14 protein-coding genes and 1 tRNA gene are annotated in these 16,521 nt (G+C 34.8%); 10 read left to right on the plus strand and 5 right to left on the minus strand.

The features are described 5' to 3' along the window. The first annotated feature begins 23 nt into the window (after window positions 1-23). The 5 genes from argS (at window position 24) to ACZ9HT_RS00925 (ending at window position 5,816) form a co-directional block, all read left to right on the plus strand. Window positions 24-1,802, plus strand: coding sequence for an arginine--tRNA ligase (argS, locus tag ACZ9HT_RS00905; RefSeq protein ID WP_476038549.1), 1,779 nt, complete (start codon window positions 24-26; stop codon window positions 1,800-1,802). Between the two features lie 173 nt (window positions 1,803-1,975). After that, window positions 1,976-3,034, plus strand: coding sequence for an AMP-binding protein (locus ACZ9HT_RS00910; protein WP_476038550.1), 1,059 nt, complete (start codon window positions 1,976-1,978; stop codon window positions 3,032-3,034). A gap of 110 nt (window positions 3,035-3,144) precedes the next feature. Continuing rightward, entirely contained in the window at window positions 3,145-3,543 is a 399-nt protein-coding gene (gene arfB, locus ACZ9HT_RS00915; RefSeq protein ID WP_476038551.1) for an alternative ribosome rescue aminoacyl-tRNA hydrolase ArfB, read from the plus strand. A 369-nt stretch (window positions 3,544-3,912) separates the two neighbouring features. Next, window positions 3,913-4,887, plus strand: coding sequence for a deoxyhypusine synthase family protein (locus tag ACZ9HT_RS00920; RefSeq protein ID WP_476038552.1), 975 nt, complete (start codon window positions 3,913-3,915; stop codon window positions 4,885-4,887). Window positions 4,888-5,192: 305 nt separating this feature from the next. Further along, a complete protein-coding gene (locus ACZ9HT_RS00925; RefSeq protein WP_476038553.1) occupies window positions 5,193-5,816 on the plus strand; it encodes an autotransporter outer membrane beta-barrel domain-containing protein in 624 nt (207 codons plus the stop codon). Between the two features lie 217 nt (window positions 5,817-6,033). Here ACZ9HT_RS00925 and ACZ9HT_RS00930 read toward each other — a convergent pair whose 3' ends face one another. Beyond that, on the minus strand, window positions 6,034-6,180 hold the full coding sequence (locus tag ACZ9HT_RS00930; RefSeq protein ID WP_476038554.1) for a hypothetical protein: 147 nt from the start codon (window positions 6,178-6,180) through the stop codon (window positions 6,034-6,036). Between the two features lie 52 nt (window positions 6,181-6,232). On the opposite strand from ACZ9HT_RS00930, the gene ACZ9HT_RS00935 reads away from it, so the two are divergent. Beyond that, window positions 6,233-6,538, plus strand: a complete 306-nt coding sequence (locus ACZ9HT_RS00935) for an MGMT family protein (protein WP_476038555.1) — start codon at window positions 6,233-6,235, stop codon at window positions 6,536-6,538. 171 nt (window positions 6,539-6,709) lie between these two features. Here the strand turns inward: ACZ9HT_RS00935 and htpG are convergent, their stop codons facing one another. Continuing rightward, window positions 6,710-8,605, minus strand: coding sequence for a molecular chaperone HtpG (gene htpG / locus ACZ9HT_RS00940; RefSeq protein ID WP_476038556.1), 1,896 nt, complete (start codon window positions 8,603-8,605; stop codon window positions 6,710-6,712). A 636-nt stretch (window positions 8,606-9,241) separates the two neighbouring features. Here htpG and ACZ9HT_RS00945 point away from each other — a divergent pair. Continuing rightward, window positions 9,242-10,780, plus strand: a complete 1,539-nt coding sequence (locus ACZ9HT_RS00945; protein WP_476038557.1) for a tetratricopeptide repeat protein — start codon at window positions 9,242-9,244, stop codon at window positions 10,778-10,780. Between the two features lie 65 nt (window positions 10,781-10,845). Here ACZ9HT_RS00945 and recA read toward each other — a convergent pair whose 3' ends face one another. After that, entirely contained in the window at window positions 10,846-11,853 is a 1,008-nt protein-coding gene (gene recA, locus ACZ9HT_RS00950) for a recombinase RecA (protein ID WP_476038558.1), read from the minus strand. A 148-nt stretch (window positions 11,854-12,001) separates the two neighbouring features. On the opposite strand from recA, the gene ACZ9HT_RS00955 reads away from it, so the two are divergent. The 3 genes from ACZ9HT_RS00955 (at window position 12,002) to ACZ9HT_RS00965 (ending at window position 13,630) form a co-directional block, all read left to right on the plus strand. Then, window positions 12,002-12,072, plus strand: a tRNA-Gln gene (locus tag ACZ9HT_RS00955). A gap of 371 nt (window positions 12,073-12,443) precedes the next feature. Next, complete coding sequence (locus tag ACZ9HT_RS00960) at window positions 12,444-12,710, plus strand: transposase (RefSeq protein ID WP_476038559.1); 267 nt, start codon at window positions 12,444-12,446, stop codon at window positions 12,708-12,710. 23 nt (window positions 12,711-12,733) lie between these two features. Beyond that, window positions 12,734-13,630: an IS3 family transposase gene (locus tag ACZ9HT_RS00965; RefSeq protein WP_476038560.1), complete on the plus strand. Its 897-nt coding sequence runs from the start codon at window positions 12,734-12,736 to the stop codon at window positions 13,628-13,630. Between the two features lie 32 nt (window positions 13,631-13,662). Here ACZ9HT_RS00965 and ACZ9HT_RS00970 read toward each other — a convergent pair whose 3' ends face one another. Beyond that, window positions 13,663-15,000 (minus strand): IS5 family transposase, encoded by a 1,338-nt coding sequence (locus ACZ9HT_RS00970; RefSeq protein WP_476038561.1) that lies wholly within the window; start codon window positions 14,998-15,000, stop codon window positions 13,663-13,665. Window positions 15,001-15,207: 207 nt separating this feature from the next. Next, window positions 15,208-16,518, minus strand: coding sequence for a hypothetical protein (locus ACZ9HT_RS00975; RefSeq protein ID WP_476038562.1), 1,311 nt, complete (start codon window positions 16,516-16,518; stop codon window positions 15,208-15,210). Window positions 16,519-16,521: the final 3 nt, after the last annotated feature.

The raw sequence follows: 16,521 nt of genomic DNA on the forward strand, positions 1-16,521 counted from the left end.
TATTTGTAATTCAAAATTAAACAATGAATATTAAGGACATCATAGCGCATAAAATTTCCGAAATTATTACGAGCCTCTATCAAATCGACGACGTAAATCAAAGCAACAAAGTAACTTTAGATGTTCAGCAAAACAGAACTGAATTTGAAGGAGACTTTACCATCGTCACTTTTCCGTTGGTTAAAATCTTAAAAAAGAGTCCGGATCTGATCGCTGTAGAACTCGGTGACGCGCTGATGACCCAGGCGGATTTTGTAGAAAAATATAAGGTTGTAAAAGGCTTTCTGAATTTAACGATCAAAAATAGTTTCTTCCTGAATAATTTCAATTCTGTTAAAGGTGATTTTGATGTTAAAGACGAAAAGAACAAAACGGTAATGGTCGAATATTCGTCACCAAACACAAATAAACCTTTACATCTTGGCCATATCAGAAATAACCTTTTGGGATATTCTGTCGCAGAAATTTTAAAAGAAGACGGTTACAACGTTATAAAAACACAAATCATCAACGATCGCGGTATCCATATCTGCAAATCGATGCTTGCCTGGGAAAAATCCGGAACAAATGAAACTCCGGAATCTACACATTTGAAAGGCGATAAGCTAGTGGGAAATTACTACGTTGCCTTCGATAAAGAGTACAAAAAAGAGATCGCAGAATTAGTTGCACAGGGATATGACGAGGAAGTAGCAAAAAAACAGGCACCAAGTATTTTAGAGGCTCAAAAAATGCTTTTCGACTGGGAAAAAGGCGACGAAAAAGTACGAAATCTCTGGACAGAAATGAACGGTTGGGTTTACGCAGGTTTTGCCGAAACATATACGAGATTAGGAGTAGATTTCGATCAGGTTCAGTATGAGAGCAATACTTATCTCTTAGGAAAAGATCTCATTCAGCAGGGTTTAATTAGTGGGAAACTCTACCGCAAAGAAGATGGCTCTGTCTGGTGCGATCTTACTGAAGAAGGTTTAGATCACAAACTTTTACTTCGGGGCGATGGAACTTCCGTTTACATGACGCAGGATTTAGGAACAGCAGTACAAAGATTCGAGGAAAATAATATTCAGAAATTAATTTATACCGTTGGTAATGAACAGGATTACCATTTCGATGTGCTGATCAAGATCCTTAAAAAACTAGGTTATTCCTGGGCAGAAAATCTTTATCATCTATCTTACGGTATGGTCGAATTACCGGAGGGAAAAATGAAATCCCGGGAAGGAACAGTAGTTGATGCAGACGATTTAATGCAGGAAATGTACGTAACTGCCAAAGACAAAGCGCAGGAACTCGGTAAACTCGAGACTCTGTCTGAATCTGAAAAAGAGAAATCTTACGAAACCGTTGGTTTGGGAGCCTTAAAATATTTTATGCTTAAAGTAGATCCGCGTAAAAAAATGCTCTTCAACCCGGCAGAAAGTATCGATTTTTCCGGAAATACCGGACCATTTATTCAATACACTTATGCCCGGATTCAATCTTTACTGGCTAAAGCAGACTATCAGGAAAAAGATATTTTGGTTTACGAAATGAATGCTTCCGAAAAGGAACTGGTCATGAACCTTTCCAACTTCAAAGAGGTGATTTCCAGAGCTGCAGAAACACTTTCTCCCGCTTTGGTTGCAAATTATATTTACGAAGTTGTAAAATCCTATAATTCGTTCTATCAGAACAATCCAATACTGAGTCAGGAAGATGAAAATGCAAAGAACTTCCGACTCGAATTATCAGAATTAACTGGAAAAACAATTAAAAAAGGATTGGAATTACTGGGGATCGGAACGGTAAACAGAATGTAAATTTGGGCGTGTCCCTCATCCGCTAATCAAGTCAGTCTTTAAGTAGAAAGACATAGCAAGCGGATGAGGGCCGGTCTTCGTCTCCCAATTTTTTTCTGCTCCTTCGTCGCAGAAAAAAGATTTCCGCCTGCAACCTCACGCAAAGACTGCGAAGAACAAAAATTTGTACCAATATGAAGATCGACTTTTCTAATTTTTCCTTTGACGGTATTTCTCCTCAAACAGATTTTGAAGAAAAAGTTCTGATCTTTATACAGGAATGGTTCAGCGAATCCAAAACGGTAAAAGTTCAATCTTCAGGTTCCACAGGAACTCCGAAAATTTTCGATATTGAAAAAGAAAGAATGCGCCATTCTGCAAAAATGACTTGCGATATTTTAGAATTACACGAAGGGGATTCTGCCCTACTCTGTCTTCCTGTAGAATATATTTCCGGGAAAATGATGGTGGTTAGAGCCAGTGAAAGAAAATTAAATCTAGTTGTATTGACACCTTCGACGAAACCAGTCGATGATTTAAAAGATAACATCGATTTTTGTGCAATGTCCCCTTTACAGGTTGAAAATTCTTTAGAGAAACTCCACCTTATTAAAAACCTGATTATTGGCGGTGCCGCTGTTTCAGAAACTTTAAAAACTAAAATTGATCAAAGCCTCAAAAATTCAAAATCTCAATCACAAGTCTTTGAAACCTACGGCATGTCGGAAACCCTTTCTCACATCGCGTTGAAACAGATTTATCCGGTTGCAGAAGAATATTTCAAAGTCTTAGATGATGTTGAGATTTCTCTGGATGATAGAAACTGTCTACAAATTTTTGCGCCAAACTTAAATCCAGAAGTTTTAAAAACAAATGACTTAGTTGAAATTAAATATTCTGACAAGACTCAGGATCACAATCAAGAGTTCCGATTTTTAGGCAGAATTGACCATGTGATCAATTCTGGTGGATTAAAAATTTATCCGGAAGAACTGGAAAATCTTGTCAAAAAAGAGATTCCAAATGAAGTGGTATTTTTAGGAATTAATGATGAATTACTCGGACAAAAATTAGTTCTGATCATCGAAGGTGAAGAGAACGAATTCATTAAAAAGCAATTAGAAAAAATGATCTATCCAACTAAAAACCACCAACCAAAAGAAATTATTTCTATCGAACAATTCCCACGAATTCCCAATGGGAAGATCGATCGCAAAAATTTACAAAAATTAGTCGAAAAAGATAAGGGATAATCAGCTTGCAACTTTTATCCGATTTTTAAAATGGGTCTTTCTACTTGGCTCTTTTTACTTTTTACTTGGCTCTTGAAAATTTTCCTTTTATATTTAACCTTTCTATTTCCATGAAAGACTTCAGCAAAGAACTCACTTACAAAACATCCCGCTCTTCTGGTGCAGGTGGACAAAACGTGAATAAAGTGGAAACTTCGGTAACTGTCATGTGGAATGTAGCAGAAAGCGAATGCTTTTCAATGGAAGGAAAAGAGATGATCTCTTCCAAACTTAAAAATCGAATCAATCTCGAGGGAATTCTACAACTAACCGTTTCTGAAAGTCGAACCCAATTGCAAAACAAAAAAATAGCGACAGATAAGATTTTAGAACTTGTAGAAAAGTCGCTCTTTATTCCGAAAGCACGTAAACCTACAAAACCTTCAAGATCGAAAATTGAAAAGCGGATTAAAGCGAAGAAAGAACTTTCGCAGAAAAAAGAGAATCGAAAGTTCAGAGGAGAACAATAGCTTTATTCTTGTACAAATAAAAGCACTTGTCTAAAAAAATCATTTTAATTTAGAAGACAATCAACCGTGTCAAGGTTTAAAACCTTGACACGGTTTTTAGTTTATAAAACATTTTTTCCTGGTAAGAAAAAACACTTTTTATCTTAGCCCAGATTGACTCTCTGACTATAATTTTTTTCAATGGAATCGTCTAAACTCGTTCCTCGTTTTGCAGCGGTATCCTTTTTTGACGAGAAACGAGGAGAAAAAGACCTGCCTGTCGACAGACAGGTATAGCGGAAAGCTGGACGGGTTTTCGAACAAATGCCAAATCTTTTTGCTCCTGAAAAAATTCTTAAAATTCCTTACCTTTGCTAAAATCAAAAAATTATGAATAAACCGATTACGGAATTTCTCGAAAAATATTATTTACATTTTAACTCGGCCGCTTTAGTAGACGCTTCCAAAGGGTATGTGGCACACTTGAAAGATGGCGGAAAAATGATGATCACTTTGGCTGGAGCAATGTCTACCGCAGAGATCGGAAAAATTTTGGCTGAAATGATCCGTCAGGATAAAGTGGATATTATTTCCTGTACGGGTGCAAACTTAGAAGAGGATTTAATGAATTTGGTTGCGCATTCGCACTACGTTCGCGTGCCAAATTACAGAGATTTGACGCCACAGGAAGAGTGGGCTTTGTTGGAAAAAGGTTTGAACAGAGTTACAGACACTTGTATTCCTGAAGAGGAAGCGTTCCGAAGATTGCAGAAACACATTGTGGATATCTGGAAGGATGCCGAAGCTAAAGGCGAACGATACTTCCCGCACGAATATATGTACAAAATGCTTTTATCAGGAGTTTTGGAGCAATACTATGAAATCCCGAAAGAGAATTCCTGGATGTTGGCTGCCGCAGAAAAAAACTTGCCAATTGTGGTTCCGGGCTGGGAAGATTCTACCATGGGAAATATTTTCTCCAGTTACTGTATTAAAGGTGAATTACAACCTTCTACCGTAAAATCCGGGATTGAATATATGATGTTTTTAGCAGACTGGTATCCGAAAAATTCAGGCGGAAAAGGAGTTGGTTTCTTCCAGGTTGGAGGTGGCATCGCCGGAGATTTCCCTATTTGTGTAGTTCCGATGTTGTATCAGGATTTGGAGATGACGGATATTCCTTTCTGGTCTTATTTCTGTCAGATCTCTGATTCTACGACTTCTTATGGTTCTTACTCAGGCGCTGTTCCGAACGAGAAAATCACCTGGGGAAAACTGGACATTACTACACCGAAGTTTATCGTTGAAAGCGATGCAACTATTTGTGCACCTTTGATGTTCTCTTATATTCTGGAGAATTCTTAATTAAGAGCTAAGCTATTAGAGCCGGAAATTAGATTTTTAGGATCTTACATTATAGAAATTTAACCCTTTCAACTTTTTTAGATTGAGAGGGTCTTTATTTTTGAAGAGAAAGAAATTTTTTTTGAAAATACTCCCTTTAAGGTTGGGGAAATATTTTTGATAAAATTCAAATAGTATCTTAGACATATAATTATTAATATTTTTTTTTTTGGAATGATCAATTCATCTTATGAAAGCAGTATTTTTGCAGTTCGAATAATCATTATTATCGATTCTTTTAAATGCATATTTACAATACCTACAAAATGAAATTATTAAAACCTATTTTTTTATTAGTCACTATAATCACTATAAATGTCAACGCGCAGAGCAGCCGACCAGACAAACTTTACAGTTCAAATGGATTCGGTCTCTCAATACCAGTCGGTAAAACCGCAGATTATTTTGCACCAAAATTTTCAACAAGTTTAGGCTTAAACATAGGCTTGGGAAATGGTGGCTTATTTCTGTACCCAAAATTAAGTTTACATGCTTATCAATTTAACCAAATTGTTGCCGATGAAGGGTATACATATAAGGTGCAAAAAGGAAGATCGACCACTTATTTGTTAAACGTGGCATTAGGTTACCGAAAAATTGTAGATAAATGGGCTTTTTACGGCTTTGCAGGCGGTGGCGGCGGTTTTATTTTAACTCCACAAGCAAGCGTAAACGCTGCAACTTTAGAGGTGAACATGAAAAACAAAAGTAATACTATGGCGATTGCAGAAGCAGGTGGCGGTATCGAATACAATATTGGCGCTGTTAATTTATTTGCAGAAGTAAGTTATCAGCACGGTTTCAGTAATATACAGAATGAGAAATTTAATTCAGTACCGATTTCAATTGGTATCAAACCGAATTTAAGTAAATTATTTAAAAAGAAGTAACTTTATAATTGTCACTTTTATAAATACAAAACCCTTGCAGTAATTGGAAGGGTCTTTTTTTTGCAGCAACAAGATTTTGCATTTTTCGGAAAAGCGGTCGCGCTGTCCGCTGTATCTTTTTTGTCCCGACTTGAGTCGGGACAAAAAAGGATGCCGCTTCCATCCCGGCTGAAATTACTTTTTGTTTTTTTTCAAATTTTTCAGAAATTACGATCTCTCAATCCAGAGAATTAATCACCACGTAATAACGATAAGCCAATATTACTTTTTGAAATTTATTCATTTTCAAAGGATCTTGTCCACCAAGCTTTGGAAAAAGCTTCTTATTGAATTTATTAAGAATAATAAAGAATTTCTTTTTCATGCATTTATATATTTGTAAATTCCAATTCACAAAATTAGCATAAATAGATCAAGTGAACGAACTATTCAAAAAACAGGTTTTCGAGGTGATCAACTTAATTCCACGCGGAAGAGTCACGAGTTATGGCGCCATCGCAAAAGCGGTTGGCTATCCTAATCATGCTCGAAATGTTGGAAATGCTCTGCGAAATTATGATGACGATTTTCCCGCGCATCGGGTTTGTAATGCTTCCGGAAGAATTACAGCGAGTTGTCAAAGAGATTTCGTGGGAAAATTAGGAGCGGAAGGTGTGGAAGTGAAGGATGGGAAAATTCAGAATTTTAAAGAGGTGTTTTGGAATCCCTTGGAAGAACTGTAAAAGCATAATCTCACAAAGTGAGAATTTAGAAAAGGGGTGATGAAAACAGATGAACAAGGCTTCAACAATTTTTGAATCGGTCACAAAAAAAACCTTGTCAGGGTTTGAAACCCTGACAAGGTTATACTAAAAAATAAGAAAAGATTTTCTCTTTATCGTCTTATCTTTAATCTACTTACTTAACTGCTGATAACTTCTCTGAATAAATTCAGTCAGATCTTTTCCTTTCAATAAATTTTGAGACAATTTTGCTAAGTCTAAAGCATATTTGATTTTAGAATTTTTCTCCTCTGAATCTTCATTCTTCAGAATTTCTGCAGCCAGTTCACTATTAGAATTCACGACCAGATTATACATTTCCGGGAAACCGCTCATTCCAAACATTCCGCCACCGCCACCGGTTGCCTGCATGTCTTTCATTCTGCGCATAAATTCTGGCTGCGTGATCATAAATGGAGCTTCAGTACTTTCTAAATCTTCAACCTGAACAGAGAATCTTTTGTCATTCACCGCTTCTTCGATATTTTTCTTTAAAGATTCTTTTTCCTCTTCATTCAATTTAGAAATCGCCGTATCTTCTTTTTTGATCAGGTTATTCACGTGATCTGCATCAACTCTGGCGAAAGAAATTTTATCTTTCGAAGTTTCTAATTTCTGAATTAAATGCGGAACAATCGGAGAATCCAAAAGTAAAACTTCATATCCTTTATCTTTCGCAGACTGAATATAACTGTGTTGTTCATCAGCATTTGTTGCGTAAAGAATTACAAAGTTTCCGTCTTTGTCAGTTTGCATTGGTTTCACTTTTTCTTCCAATTCAGACCATAAATAATTTTTGCCATCTGTTGTTGGATACAAGGCAAATTTGTCTGATTTATCAAAGAATTTATCTTCGGAAATCATTCCGTATTCAATTACGATCTTAATGTCGTTCCATTTTTTCTCATAATCTTCGCGGTTTTCATTAAATAGAGAAACCATTTTATCGGCTACTTTTTTAGTGATGTAAGAAGAAATTTTCTTCACCGCACCGTCAGCTTGCAAATAAGAACGTGAAACATTCAACGGAATATCCGGAGAATCGATCACACCACGCAATAACATTAAGAAATCGGGTACAATTCCTTTCACCTCATCGGTTACATAAACCTGATTCTGGTACAACTGAATTTTATCTTTCTCGATATTTAAACCGTTCGTCAATTTCGGGAAATAGAGAATTCCAGTTAAATTGAACGGATAATCAACATTCAAATGAATATTAAATAAAGGCTCCTCAAATTGCATTGGATACAATTCATGGTAGAATTCTTTATAATCTGCATCACTTAAGTCACTTGGAGATTTGGTCCAGGCTGGAGTTGGATTATTGATGATATTATCAACTTCTACCGTTTCCGCTTTCGCGTCTGCAGCAGCATCTTCAGCCAAAGGAAGTGTTTCAGTTTTCGTTCCAAATTTAATCGGAACAGGCATGAATTTATTATACTTCAACAGTAATTCACGGATTTTAGATTCCTCCAAAAACTCCGTAGAATCTTCTGCAATATGAAGTATAATTTCAGTTCCTCTATCGGTTTTATCTGTAGTTTCTTCCAAAGTATATTCCGGACTTCCATCACAGATCCAACGAACCGCTGGTTCATCTTTATAAGATTTGGTAACGATCTCCACTTTTTCAGCCACCATAAATGCGGAGTAAAATCCAAGACCGAAATGACCAATAATTCCGGAATCTTTCGAAGTATCCTTGTATTTTTCTAAAAACTCTTCCGCCCCGGAAAAAGCGATCTGATTGATATACTTTTCAACTTCATCGCCCGTCATCCCAATTCCCTGATCAATGATGGTTAAAGTTTTGGCTTCTTTATCAATTTTAACCTCAATTTTAGGTTGACCATAATCGGTTTTAATTTCCCCAATGCTCGTCAAATGTTTCAACTTTAAAGTCGCATCTGTTGCATTAGAAATCAGTTCACGCAAAAATATTTCGTGATCGCTGTAGAGAAACTTCTTGATTAAGGGAAAAATATTTTCCACCGATACATTAATATTTCCTTTTGTCATGTTAATTGATTTTTAAGTTATGTACTAGCGTTCTCAAATAAAACACCAACGACGAGAAAGTGACAGATTGTCAATATATTGGTCGGTCATGATCAATTTCAGTTAAATGAAATAAAAAAATTTGAGTGCGATTCTTCATCAGAATTTTTAAAATGAAAGAAGGGTTAAAGTAATTTATCTCGCTTTATAGCAATCAACTGATATATTTAAAAAAGCATTCTTACTGTTGATTTTACCTCTAAAATCTATTATCATCCTGAAAATCTGACCACATTATCTTTGATTTACAAAACATCGATTTAGGAACAAATCAAATTAATAAATATTATAAATAACTAATTAGCAACTACTTATACAACGTAATACCTAGATAATACCTTGTTATTTTCTTAATCTCTAAAAGATTTTGTTCATTTGCACTGCCAATAAAAATTGAAAGATTTAAATAGAAAGGCACACAAATGATGACAGATAATTAACCCACACTTGCAAGAGTAGTGGGTTTTTTAATAACGTTATTTTTTTGGTCTAAATTTATTCAATATTTTTTTTCGAGAAATGAAAGCAGTATTATATCGAGTAATTAAAAAGTTGTAATTTTAAGGTCCACTTAGGATTAATAATACCTCAAATAAAGTGAACTTCAAAAAGATCTGTTTCTATAAAAAAGTCCTTTCTTTTTTCTTCCTAATTGCATTAAATCTTTTAATTGCGCAAAGCTCAGTTAGAGAAAAAAAGAACATTGATTCTTTGATCGAAGTTGCCAACCAGCACTTTATGGAGCTGAAGCGCGGTGAATTATTAAAAGTATCTAACACTATTCTTCAGAAGTCCGGCATTATCAACTACGATAAAGGATTATGTTACGGAAATTACTACATCGCAAATTGCTTTTCTGCTGTCGGAAATTATATGGAGAGCACGCGATATCTAAAAAAAGCGCAGTCATATTCTAAATACCTGAGTAGCGACCATCGGCAAAACTTTCGTATTGTTGGATCGATTGCCGACAACTACCGCGATCTGGAACTTTATCCTCTTGCAATCTCCAATTATCATGAAACCTTAAAAATTTTAAATAAGATAACAAAGAAGAGTGTTATTGATTCTCTTTCTGAAGCTACTAATTATGATAATCTAAGCATCCTTTATAATTCGATGAATATCGAAGATTCCGTTTATTATTACCTAAATAAGGACAAAGCCATTTTATCGAAAATATATTTGGAAGATTCTTACATTGAAAAATCTTCTTGCTTTATAGGCTTAGGAGCGTATCATTTTAAAAATAAAAATGTGGATTCTGCGAATTATTATTATGATAAGGCGTTGATTTTATTAACTAAAAAAAACCATCCTTTCGAACTTGATGCACTTATGGGCAAGGCGGCAATCTTTGCTTCTGCGAATAACGACTCCGAAGCGTTGAAATACTATTTTGAAGCATTAGACAAAGCGGCGGTTAGTGAGTTTAAACAACTCGAGGCCTTAGTTTATAAAGCGATCGCGACCTTATATTATAAAAACGGCACTATTGGGGAAGCCAATATATATCAGAAGAAATATGATGAATTGAGCACGCTGATCAACAACAACTTGATTCAGGAACGGAACTTTGTCGTGGGTGAAGTTTTAAATCAAGAGAAATTAAACAGTGAAATCACTCAAAAAAACAGCCGGTTAAAAATGTATCTCATTGGTGGCATTTCTCTATTTCTATTCGCGGTCACCTTTTATCTTTTTGACCGATCTAAAAAGCGCAATAAGAAAGCTGTTATAGAAAGTGAAAGACTATTACTGGAAAAAGAGAATCTGCTTTCTGAAAAATCCGAAGAAACACAAGTCTTACAACTAAAAGTAAATGAATCTTTTGAAGAAGTTGCGCAGCTCGCAAAAGATAACAGCCCGGAGTTTTTTAGCAGATTTCAGGAAGTGTATCCTAATTTTGTGGCAAGTCTGGAAACGGTTTCGCCAAAAATGCGCCTTACAGAATTAACTCTTTGCGCTTATATTTACCTGGGTTTTAATACTAAAGACATTTCTGTTTACACCTTTAAATCAGTTCATACCATTCGAAGTCGGAAATATAATCTGCGGAAAAAATTTAATTTAATGCCGGAGGATAATATGGAGTTATGGCTGAAAAAAATAACGATCCGCGATCTTACTCAATAATAAATAAAAAAGACAGCGCAGTCGCTGTCTTTAAATTTAAAGTCCAAAAATATTTTACTGATATTTTATCCTTTTTTATTTTTAATCTCTTCTCTAATTTTACCTTCAAGTTCGTCAGAAAGTTCAGGATTGTCTTTCAACATATCTCTAACCGCATCACGACCTTGTCCCAATTTGGTTTCTGCATAACTGAACCAGGAACCACTTTTCTTCACGATTCCCATATCAACGGCAGCATCTAAGATCTCTCCGGTTTTAGAAATACCTTCACCGTACATAATGTCAAATTCGGCCATTTTAAATGGAGGTGCTACTTTATTTTTTACAATCTTTACTTTTACGCGGCTTCCTACGGCTTCATCACCTGTTTTAATCGGTGCGCTCGCTTTTCTGATATCAATCCTTACCGAAGCATAAAACTTCAGGGCATTCCCACCCGTTGTGGTTTCTGGATTTCCGAACATTACGCCAATTTTCTCTCGCAACTGATTAATGAAAATTACGGTACATTTTGTTTTCGAAATTGTTCCTGTTAATTTTCTCAAGGCTTGCGACATTAGTCGCGCATGAAGACCCATTTTAGAATCACCCATTTCCCCTTCAATCTCTGCTTTTGGCGTTAACGCTGCAACAGAGTCTATCACTACGATATCAACTGCGCCGGAACGGATCAAATTATCTGCGATTTCCAAAGCCTGTTCTCCATTATCTGGCTGAGAAATGATCAGATCTTCTAATTTAATTCCCAGTTTAGCTGCATAACTACGGTCGAAGGCATGCTCAGCATCGATAAATGCAGCGATACCGCCTAATTTTTGTGCTTCTGCAATTGCATGTAGAGTTAAGGTTGTTTTACCTGAGGATTCCGGTCCATAAATTTCTATCACTCTTCCTCTTGGGTAACCACCAACTCCTAAGGCCAAGTCAATTCCCAATGATCCAGACGGAATTACTTCGATCGTGGTATCAACGGATGCGTCGCCCAAAGTCATTACGGTGCCTTTACCATAGGTTTTATCTAGCTTGTCAAGCACCAAAGCCAGTGCTTTTTTCTTATCTTCGATACTACTCATTTGTAAATATTTATTTCCTCAAAAATACGGAAATTATATGAAAAAACAGACACCAGAAAACCCTTAAAGTTCTTTTTAAAATTTATTTTCGAAAAATAATTGTTAGATACCAAAAAATTTTTTAGATTTGCACCACCAAAATAAACATAGACCCATGGTGTAACGGTAGCACTTCGGTTTTTGGTACCGTCAGTTGGGGTTCGAATCCCTGTGGGTCTACAAATTAAGGTTAAACGCTCTGATTATCAGAGCGTTTTTATTTTATAGAACATTTAAAGGAAAAGTTTAGGTGAGAAACTCATCAATAATCTATCGAAATTGGATATTTTGAGTTGCTATTACTTTAATAGATATTTGAAGGTATATGTTTCAAATCAACATATTCCTCAAGAAAAAATCTCGATGTTTAAGTATTTTACAAAAAATAACTTAAACCAGCGAAGCAGACAGACCTCCACTGACAGCGACGATCGTGACTAGTTTAAAATAATTATTCACTCCAATTTTGTCTGAATAATAAATATCTAAATATGTAATCTTCCCCAAAAACAGGAACGATTAAAAGTATAGTTTTTAAATTTGGGAAGAATATGAAGAACAGTAAATTTTCAGAAGTTCAGATCATCAAGATATTATCTGAACAAAATCAAGGAAAAACGGTAAATGAGATTTGCCGCGATCACGGAATAAGCCAGCCAACCTTTTACAAGTGGAAGAGCAAATATGGTGGTTTAGAAGTTCAGCAACTTTCAAAAATGAAAGAGATGGAAAAGCAACTTTCGCAATATAAAAAGATTGTAGCTGAGCAAACTTTGGAGATTGTCGTTTTAAAAGATGTGATCGAAAAAAAGCTCTAACGCCTTGTGAGAAGCGTGAGTTAGTGGAATATTCGAAAGAGATTCATAACATGAGTTTGCGCAAGGCGTGTAAAGTGTTCAGTTTAAGAAGTTCAGTTTATTATTATCGTCAGGTATTTAAAAGTTCAGATGATGAGATCCGTGCAGAACTTATTTTACTTGCGGATTCTAATCAAACGTGGGGGTTTTGGATGATGCACAATCGGTTGAAAAACTTAGGCTTTGGATGGAATCACAAAAGGGTTTACCGGATTTATAAGTCGATGAGATTAAATTTGCGAAGCAAAAGAAAGAAGCGGCTTCCAGCACGGATAAAACAACCACTGGTTCGCCCAATTTATGCAAATGTAACCTGGAGCATGGATTTTATGCATGACAGTTTGGAAAATGGTAAAAGCGTGCGAACTCTTAATATCATTGATGATTTTAACAGAGAGATTTTGAATATAACTATTGACAGCAGCTTGCCCTCGGCAAAAGTAATCTCGCAATTGAAACAATTAATTGAATGGCGTGGAAAACCAGAAAAAATAAGAGTGGACAACGGACCGGAATTTATTGCAGAAAAAATGAAAGATTATTGCCGCAAAGAGAATATCGAACTAGGCTTCATTCAACCAGGGAAACCTACCCAAAATTCATTGATTGAGAGGTTTAACAGAACGTTCCGGACAGAGTTTTTAAGTGTTTACCTTTTTGAGAACATCAGACAAATGAGAAATTATGCAGAAATATGGATGTGGATGTACAATAATGAGAGACCGCATAGTGCGTTACAATATCTCACACCAAGGGACTTTTTATTGAAATATGGAAAACTCAATCAACATAACGCAAATGAGTTTCCCACATTCCAACAAAATTTCAACAACGACAACAATAAATTATTAACAAAAAACTCTACTTTTGAGTGTACCTAGTCAACACTTAACAACCGCCTATTTTTAGTTTTTCAATATTTTGAGTAGGATAATTTTTTTGAAAACTGGTTCTCAACAAGAATTATTTGAAAAATTATTATGTTTAAAAATTGACAAATGGAAACTTTCCATTTATTCATCATTCTTTTGAAGTTGAATGCCGCTGCTGCTAATAAAATATTGATGTTGTCACCAACAATTCCCTTGTAGAAATTTGTTCGCAAGCGGTGATCTGTTTTTAAATGTCCTATGATTGGCTCGATTGCCGCTCTTTGCTTGTGTGCTTTTTTGAGTTTTTTCTGTTCGTATTGCGTTTGCTTTTTATCATTAAATGGTTTGGGAATAAGAATGCTCGTCTCCCCAATTTTTACGTTTCCACGATATCCCCTGTCTACTGCAGCAGTTTTGGGAGCTTTTCCGGTAAGTTTTTCTACCTGCTCTAATGCTGGCTGTAATGTATGTCCATCAAACTCATTCCTAAATCCTAATGCTCCCAGCAAAACCCCTGTATTTCTGGTGATTACCACTGATACTTTATTACCAAACTCAAATTTTTTATGTTCTTTGCCTTTAGAGATACAAACCACATCTGGTTCATGAAGAGAATAAACTTTGGATTTTGAATTTCTTTTCTGCGCTAACACACGTGCAAATAAATCAAAAAATCTTTGGTAAACAGAACTTTCACCCAGATGTCTTTGCAGTTCACGCACCAATCTACCGGCAATTGTTCTTACTTTTCTATCTGCTTTTCTTGCCTTGCCTTTGTTTTTTGGATGATTTCGAAACCGCTGATCCACACTCAATTTTTTAAGTGTTCGGGTATAAGTTTGGCGTAGCGTAATGCTTTCTTTTTTAGAAATATCCAGACATTTTTTGATGATCTTTTTATGCAACTTACTGTCCGTTGGAAATGTAATATTTTTTTCCTGAACGGTTGTATCCACACTTACATCCGAATCATCACTATCTTTTCCATTGATCCGAATGCTTTCTTTAAAGATCAATTCTATCCCTTCTTCCCCAATTCTCTTACGAAAATGAGTCAAATCGCTCGAAGCACATGGCGAATCTGTGGAAAATTGTTGAAGTCCGCAAAAATACTGGTAATACAAATTTTCCGTCCATTGTTCTACCACACTTTCATCGGAAACATTGCGAAGATGTTTTAAAATTAACAACCCAACCATTAACCGAATTGGCTTTGCAGGACGACCATTATCAGCGCAATATAGTGGGGCAAAAGTATCCTCAAAGAGTTGCCAATCAATACGATTGCTCAAAATAAACAATGGATGATTTTTGTTAAGCGTATCTTCAAGATAGAAGAAGAAATTTGCCTGTGGAGACGATTTTTGTTTGGAAATCATAACTAAAATATGCAAGGTTTACACCATAAAAATACGTAAACTGGCAGAAATAAGAAAGCAATATCATATATAATTAACTAACAATCAGTAAATTAAATGGTTTTTAATGGCTAATTAATTACGGAATCACTTGTTTTTTTGCATCATCTGTAGACGAATAATTAAAAAAAGCATAATCTTTTTCAGATTATGCTTTTATAATTATTTTCAACCTTTTTGTTTACGCCATTCACCGATGGTCATTGGCTCATTATCTCTTCCCCAAACTTGGTTTGGATCAGAAATATATTCATCATAATCTGCATTGTCCCACCATTCTTTAAATTTCGGCAAATTAAAATAGTTATTATTTTTTAAAATATCAATATCTTCTTTGTTTAACAAATTACGTAATTGTCCCATCATTTTAGAATTATCTCCAAGACCGGATAAAAATCTTTTATCATATCTATACTGTTCAGCAAAATAAACAATATTAGCGATTACTTTTATTTTTTCTGTTTTGGTCAATTTATTTGATTCCTGCGAAGCAAGATATTCAATGTAATCCTTAATATTATTTAAAGTAAATCTAATATCATTAGACATTTGATTCGCTATTTCTGGTGTATATAATTTTTGTAAAACTTTAAATGTATTTGCATGAATTTTTAATGTTTCATCACATTGTTTCATCCAAAATAATTTACCGTAATCCTGTGGATTATTTTTATCAAACTTTGTTTTCTCTATTACCCATTGTAGAAGTTCAGGATCATCTGTGTATCCAAATGTTTTGACTAAACTTTCCATAAAGTATTGATCATTTAATATTAGCCATTTAAATTGAGCCCGACTGTCATTAAATAAATACATATTACGAGCGACAACTGTTTGGATATTTTTTTTGCGCTTTGCTTTTAAATTATAAGATGGCTCTTTTTCTTTTTCAAATTCTCTCCATAAATATAAATGGATTTTAGTCTCATTTCGAATTATATCAGTTTTAACACTTTCTTCTACAGAAGCAATATTCGGGTAATCTTTTTGGTAGTCAATAATTTCTGGTATAGCATATAATTCAGTTATAAAATTGTGATCTTTTATAATGTAATATGAAGGTGGGTTTATTTGTACTGTCTGATCATTTGTGTAGAAAACTAAATTTCGATTGCAATTATCCAAAGTGGTAAAATATAAATACTTTGAAGGTGAATTAATGTCTATAGTTCTGCCAAAAATGGAGTTAATTTTTTTATTAAAAAGATCATTTGGTAAAAATTTAAAACCAGAACTTTTGAGTGTAGAATCTATTAAGGGAATAGTTGCTTCAAGATCTTTTTCTTCAAAGAAATATGTTTCTCCATCAGCAGTATCATCAAACAAACCTGATTTTCCACTTAAAAGCTGAATTTTTAAAATATTCTCAATATTCATGTTTTTTTCTTGTTTTTTAATAGTTATTTCATTTTTATTTTCCTGAGCACAACTATTATTAATTATTATAAGTAATAGTCCAAATAAAAATTTTTTTTTCATAAT

Source organism: Chryseobacterium sp. UYP7, from assembly GCF_056279225.1.

Excerpts from the sequence above, each read along its gene's own strand:
- argS (WP_476038549.1), top strand. The coding sequence starts at position 24 with ATGAATATTAAGGACATCATAGCGCATAAAATTTCCGAAATTATTACG.
- ACZ9HT_RS00910 (WP_476038550.1), top strand. The coding sequence starts at position 1,976 with ATGAAGATCGACTTTTCTAATTTTTCCTTTGACGGTATTTCTCCTCAA.
- arfB (WP_476038551.1), top strand. The coding sequence starts at position 3,145 with ATGAAAGACTTCAGCAAAGAACTCACTTACAAAACATCCCGCTCTTCT.
- ACZ9HT_RS00920 (WP_476038552.1), top strand. The coding sequence starts at position 3,913 with ATGAATAAACCGATTACGGAATTTCTCGAAAAATATTATTTACATTTT.
- ACZ9HT_RS00925 (WP_476038553.1), top strand. The coding sequence starts at position 5,193 with ATGAAATTATTAAAACCTATTTTTTTATTAGTCACTATAATCACTATA.
- ACZ9HT_RS00930 (WP_476038554.1), bottom strand. The coding sequence starts at position 6,180 with ATGAAAAAGAAATTCTTTATTATTCTTAATAAATTCAATAAGAAGCTT.
- htpG (WP_476038556.1), bottom strand. The coding sequence starts at position 8,605 with ATGACAAAAGGAAATATTAATGTATCGGTGGAAAATATTTTTCCCTTA.
- recA (WP_476038558.1), bottom strand. The coding sequence starts at position 11,853 with ATGAGTAGTATCGAAGATAAGAAAAAAGCACTGGCTTTGGTGCTTGAC.
- ACZ9HT_RS00960 (WP_476038559.1), top strand. The coding sequence starts at position 12,444 with ATGAAGAACAGTAAATTTTCAGAAGTTCAGATCATCAAGATATTATCT.
- ACZ9HT_RS00970 (WP_476038561.1), bottom strand. The coding sequence starts at position 15,000 with ATGATTTCCAAACAAAAATCGTCTCCACAGGCAAATTTCTTCTTCTAT.
- ACZ9HT_RS00975 (WP_476038562.1), bottom strand. The coding sequence starts at position 16,518 with ATGAAAAAAAAATTTTTATTTGGACTATTACTTATAATAATTAATAAT.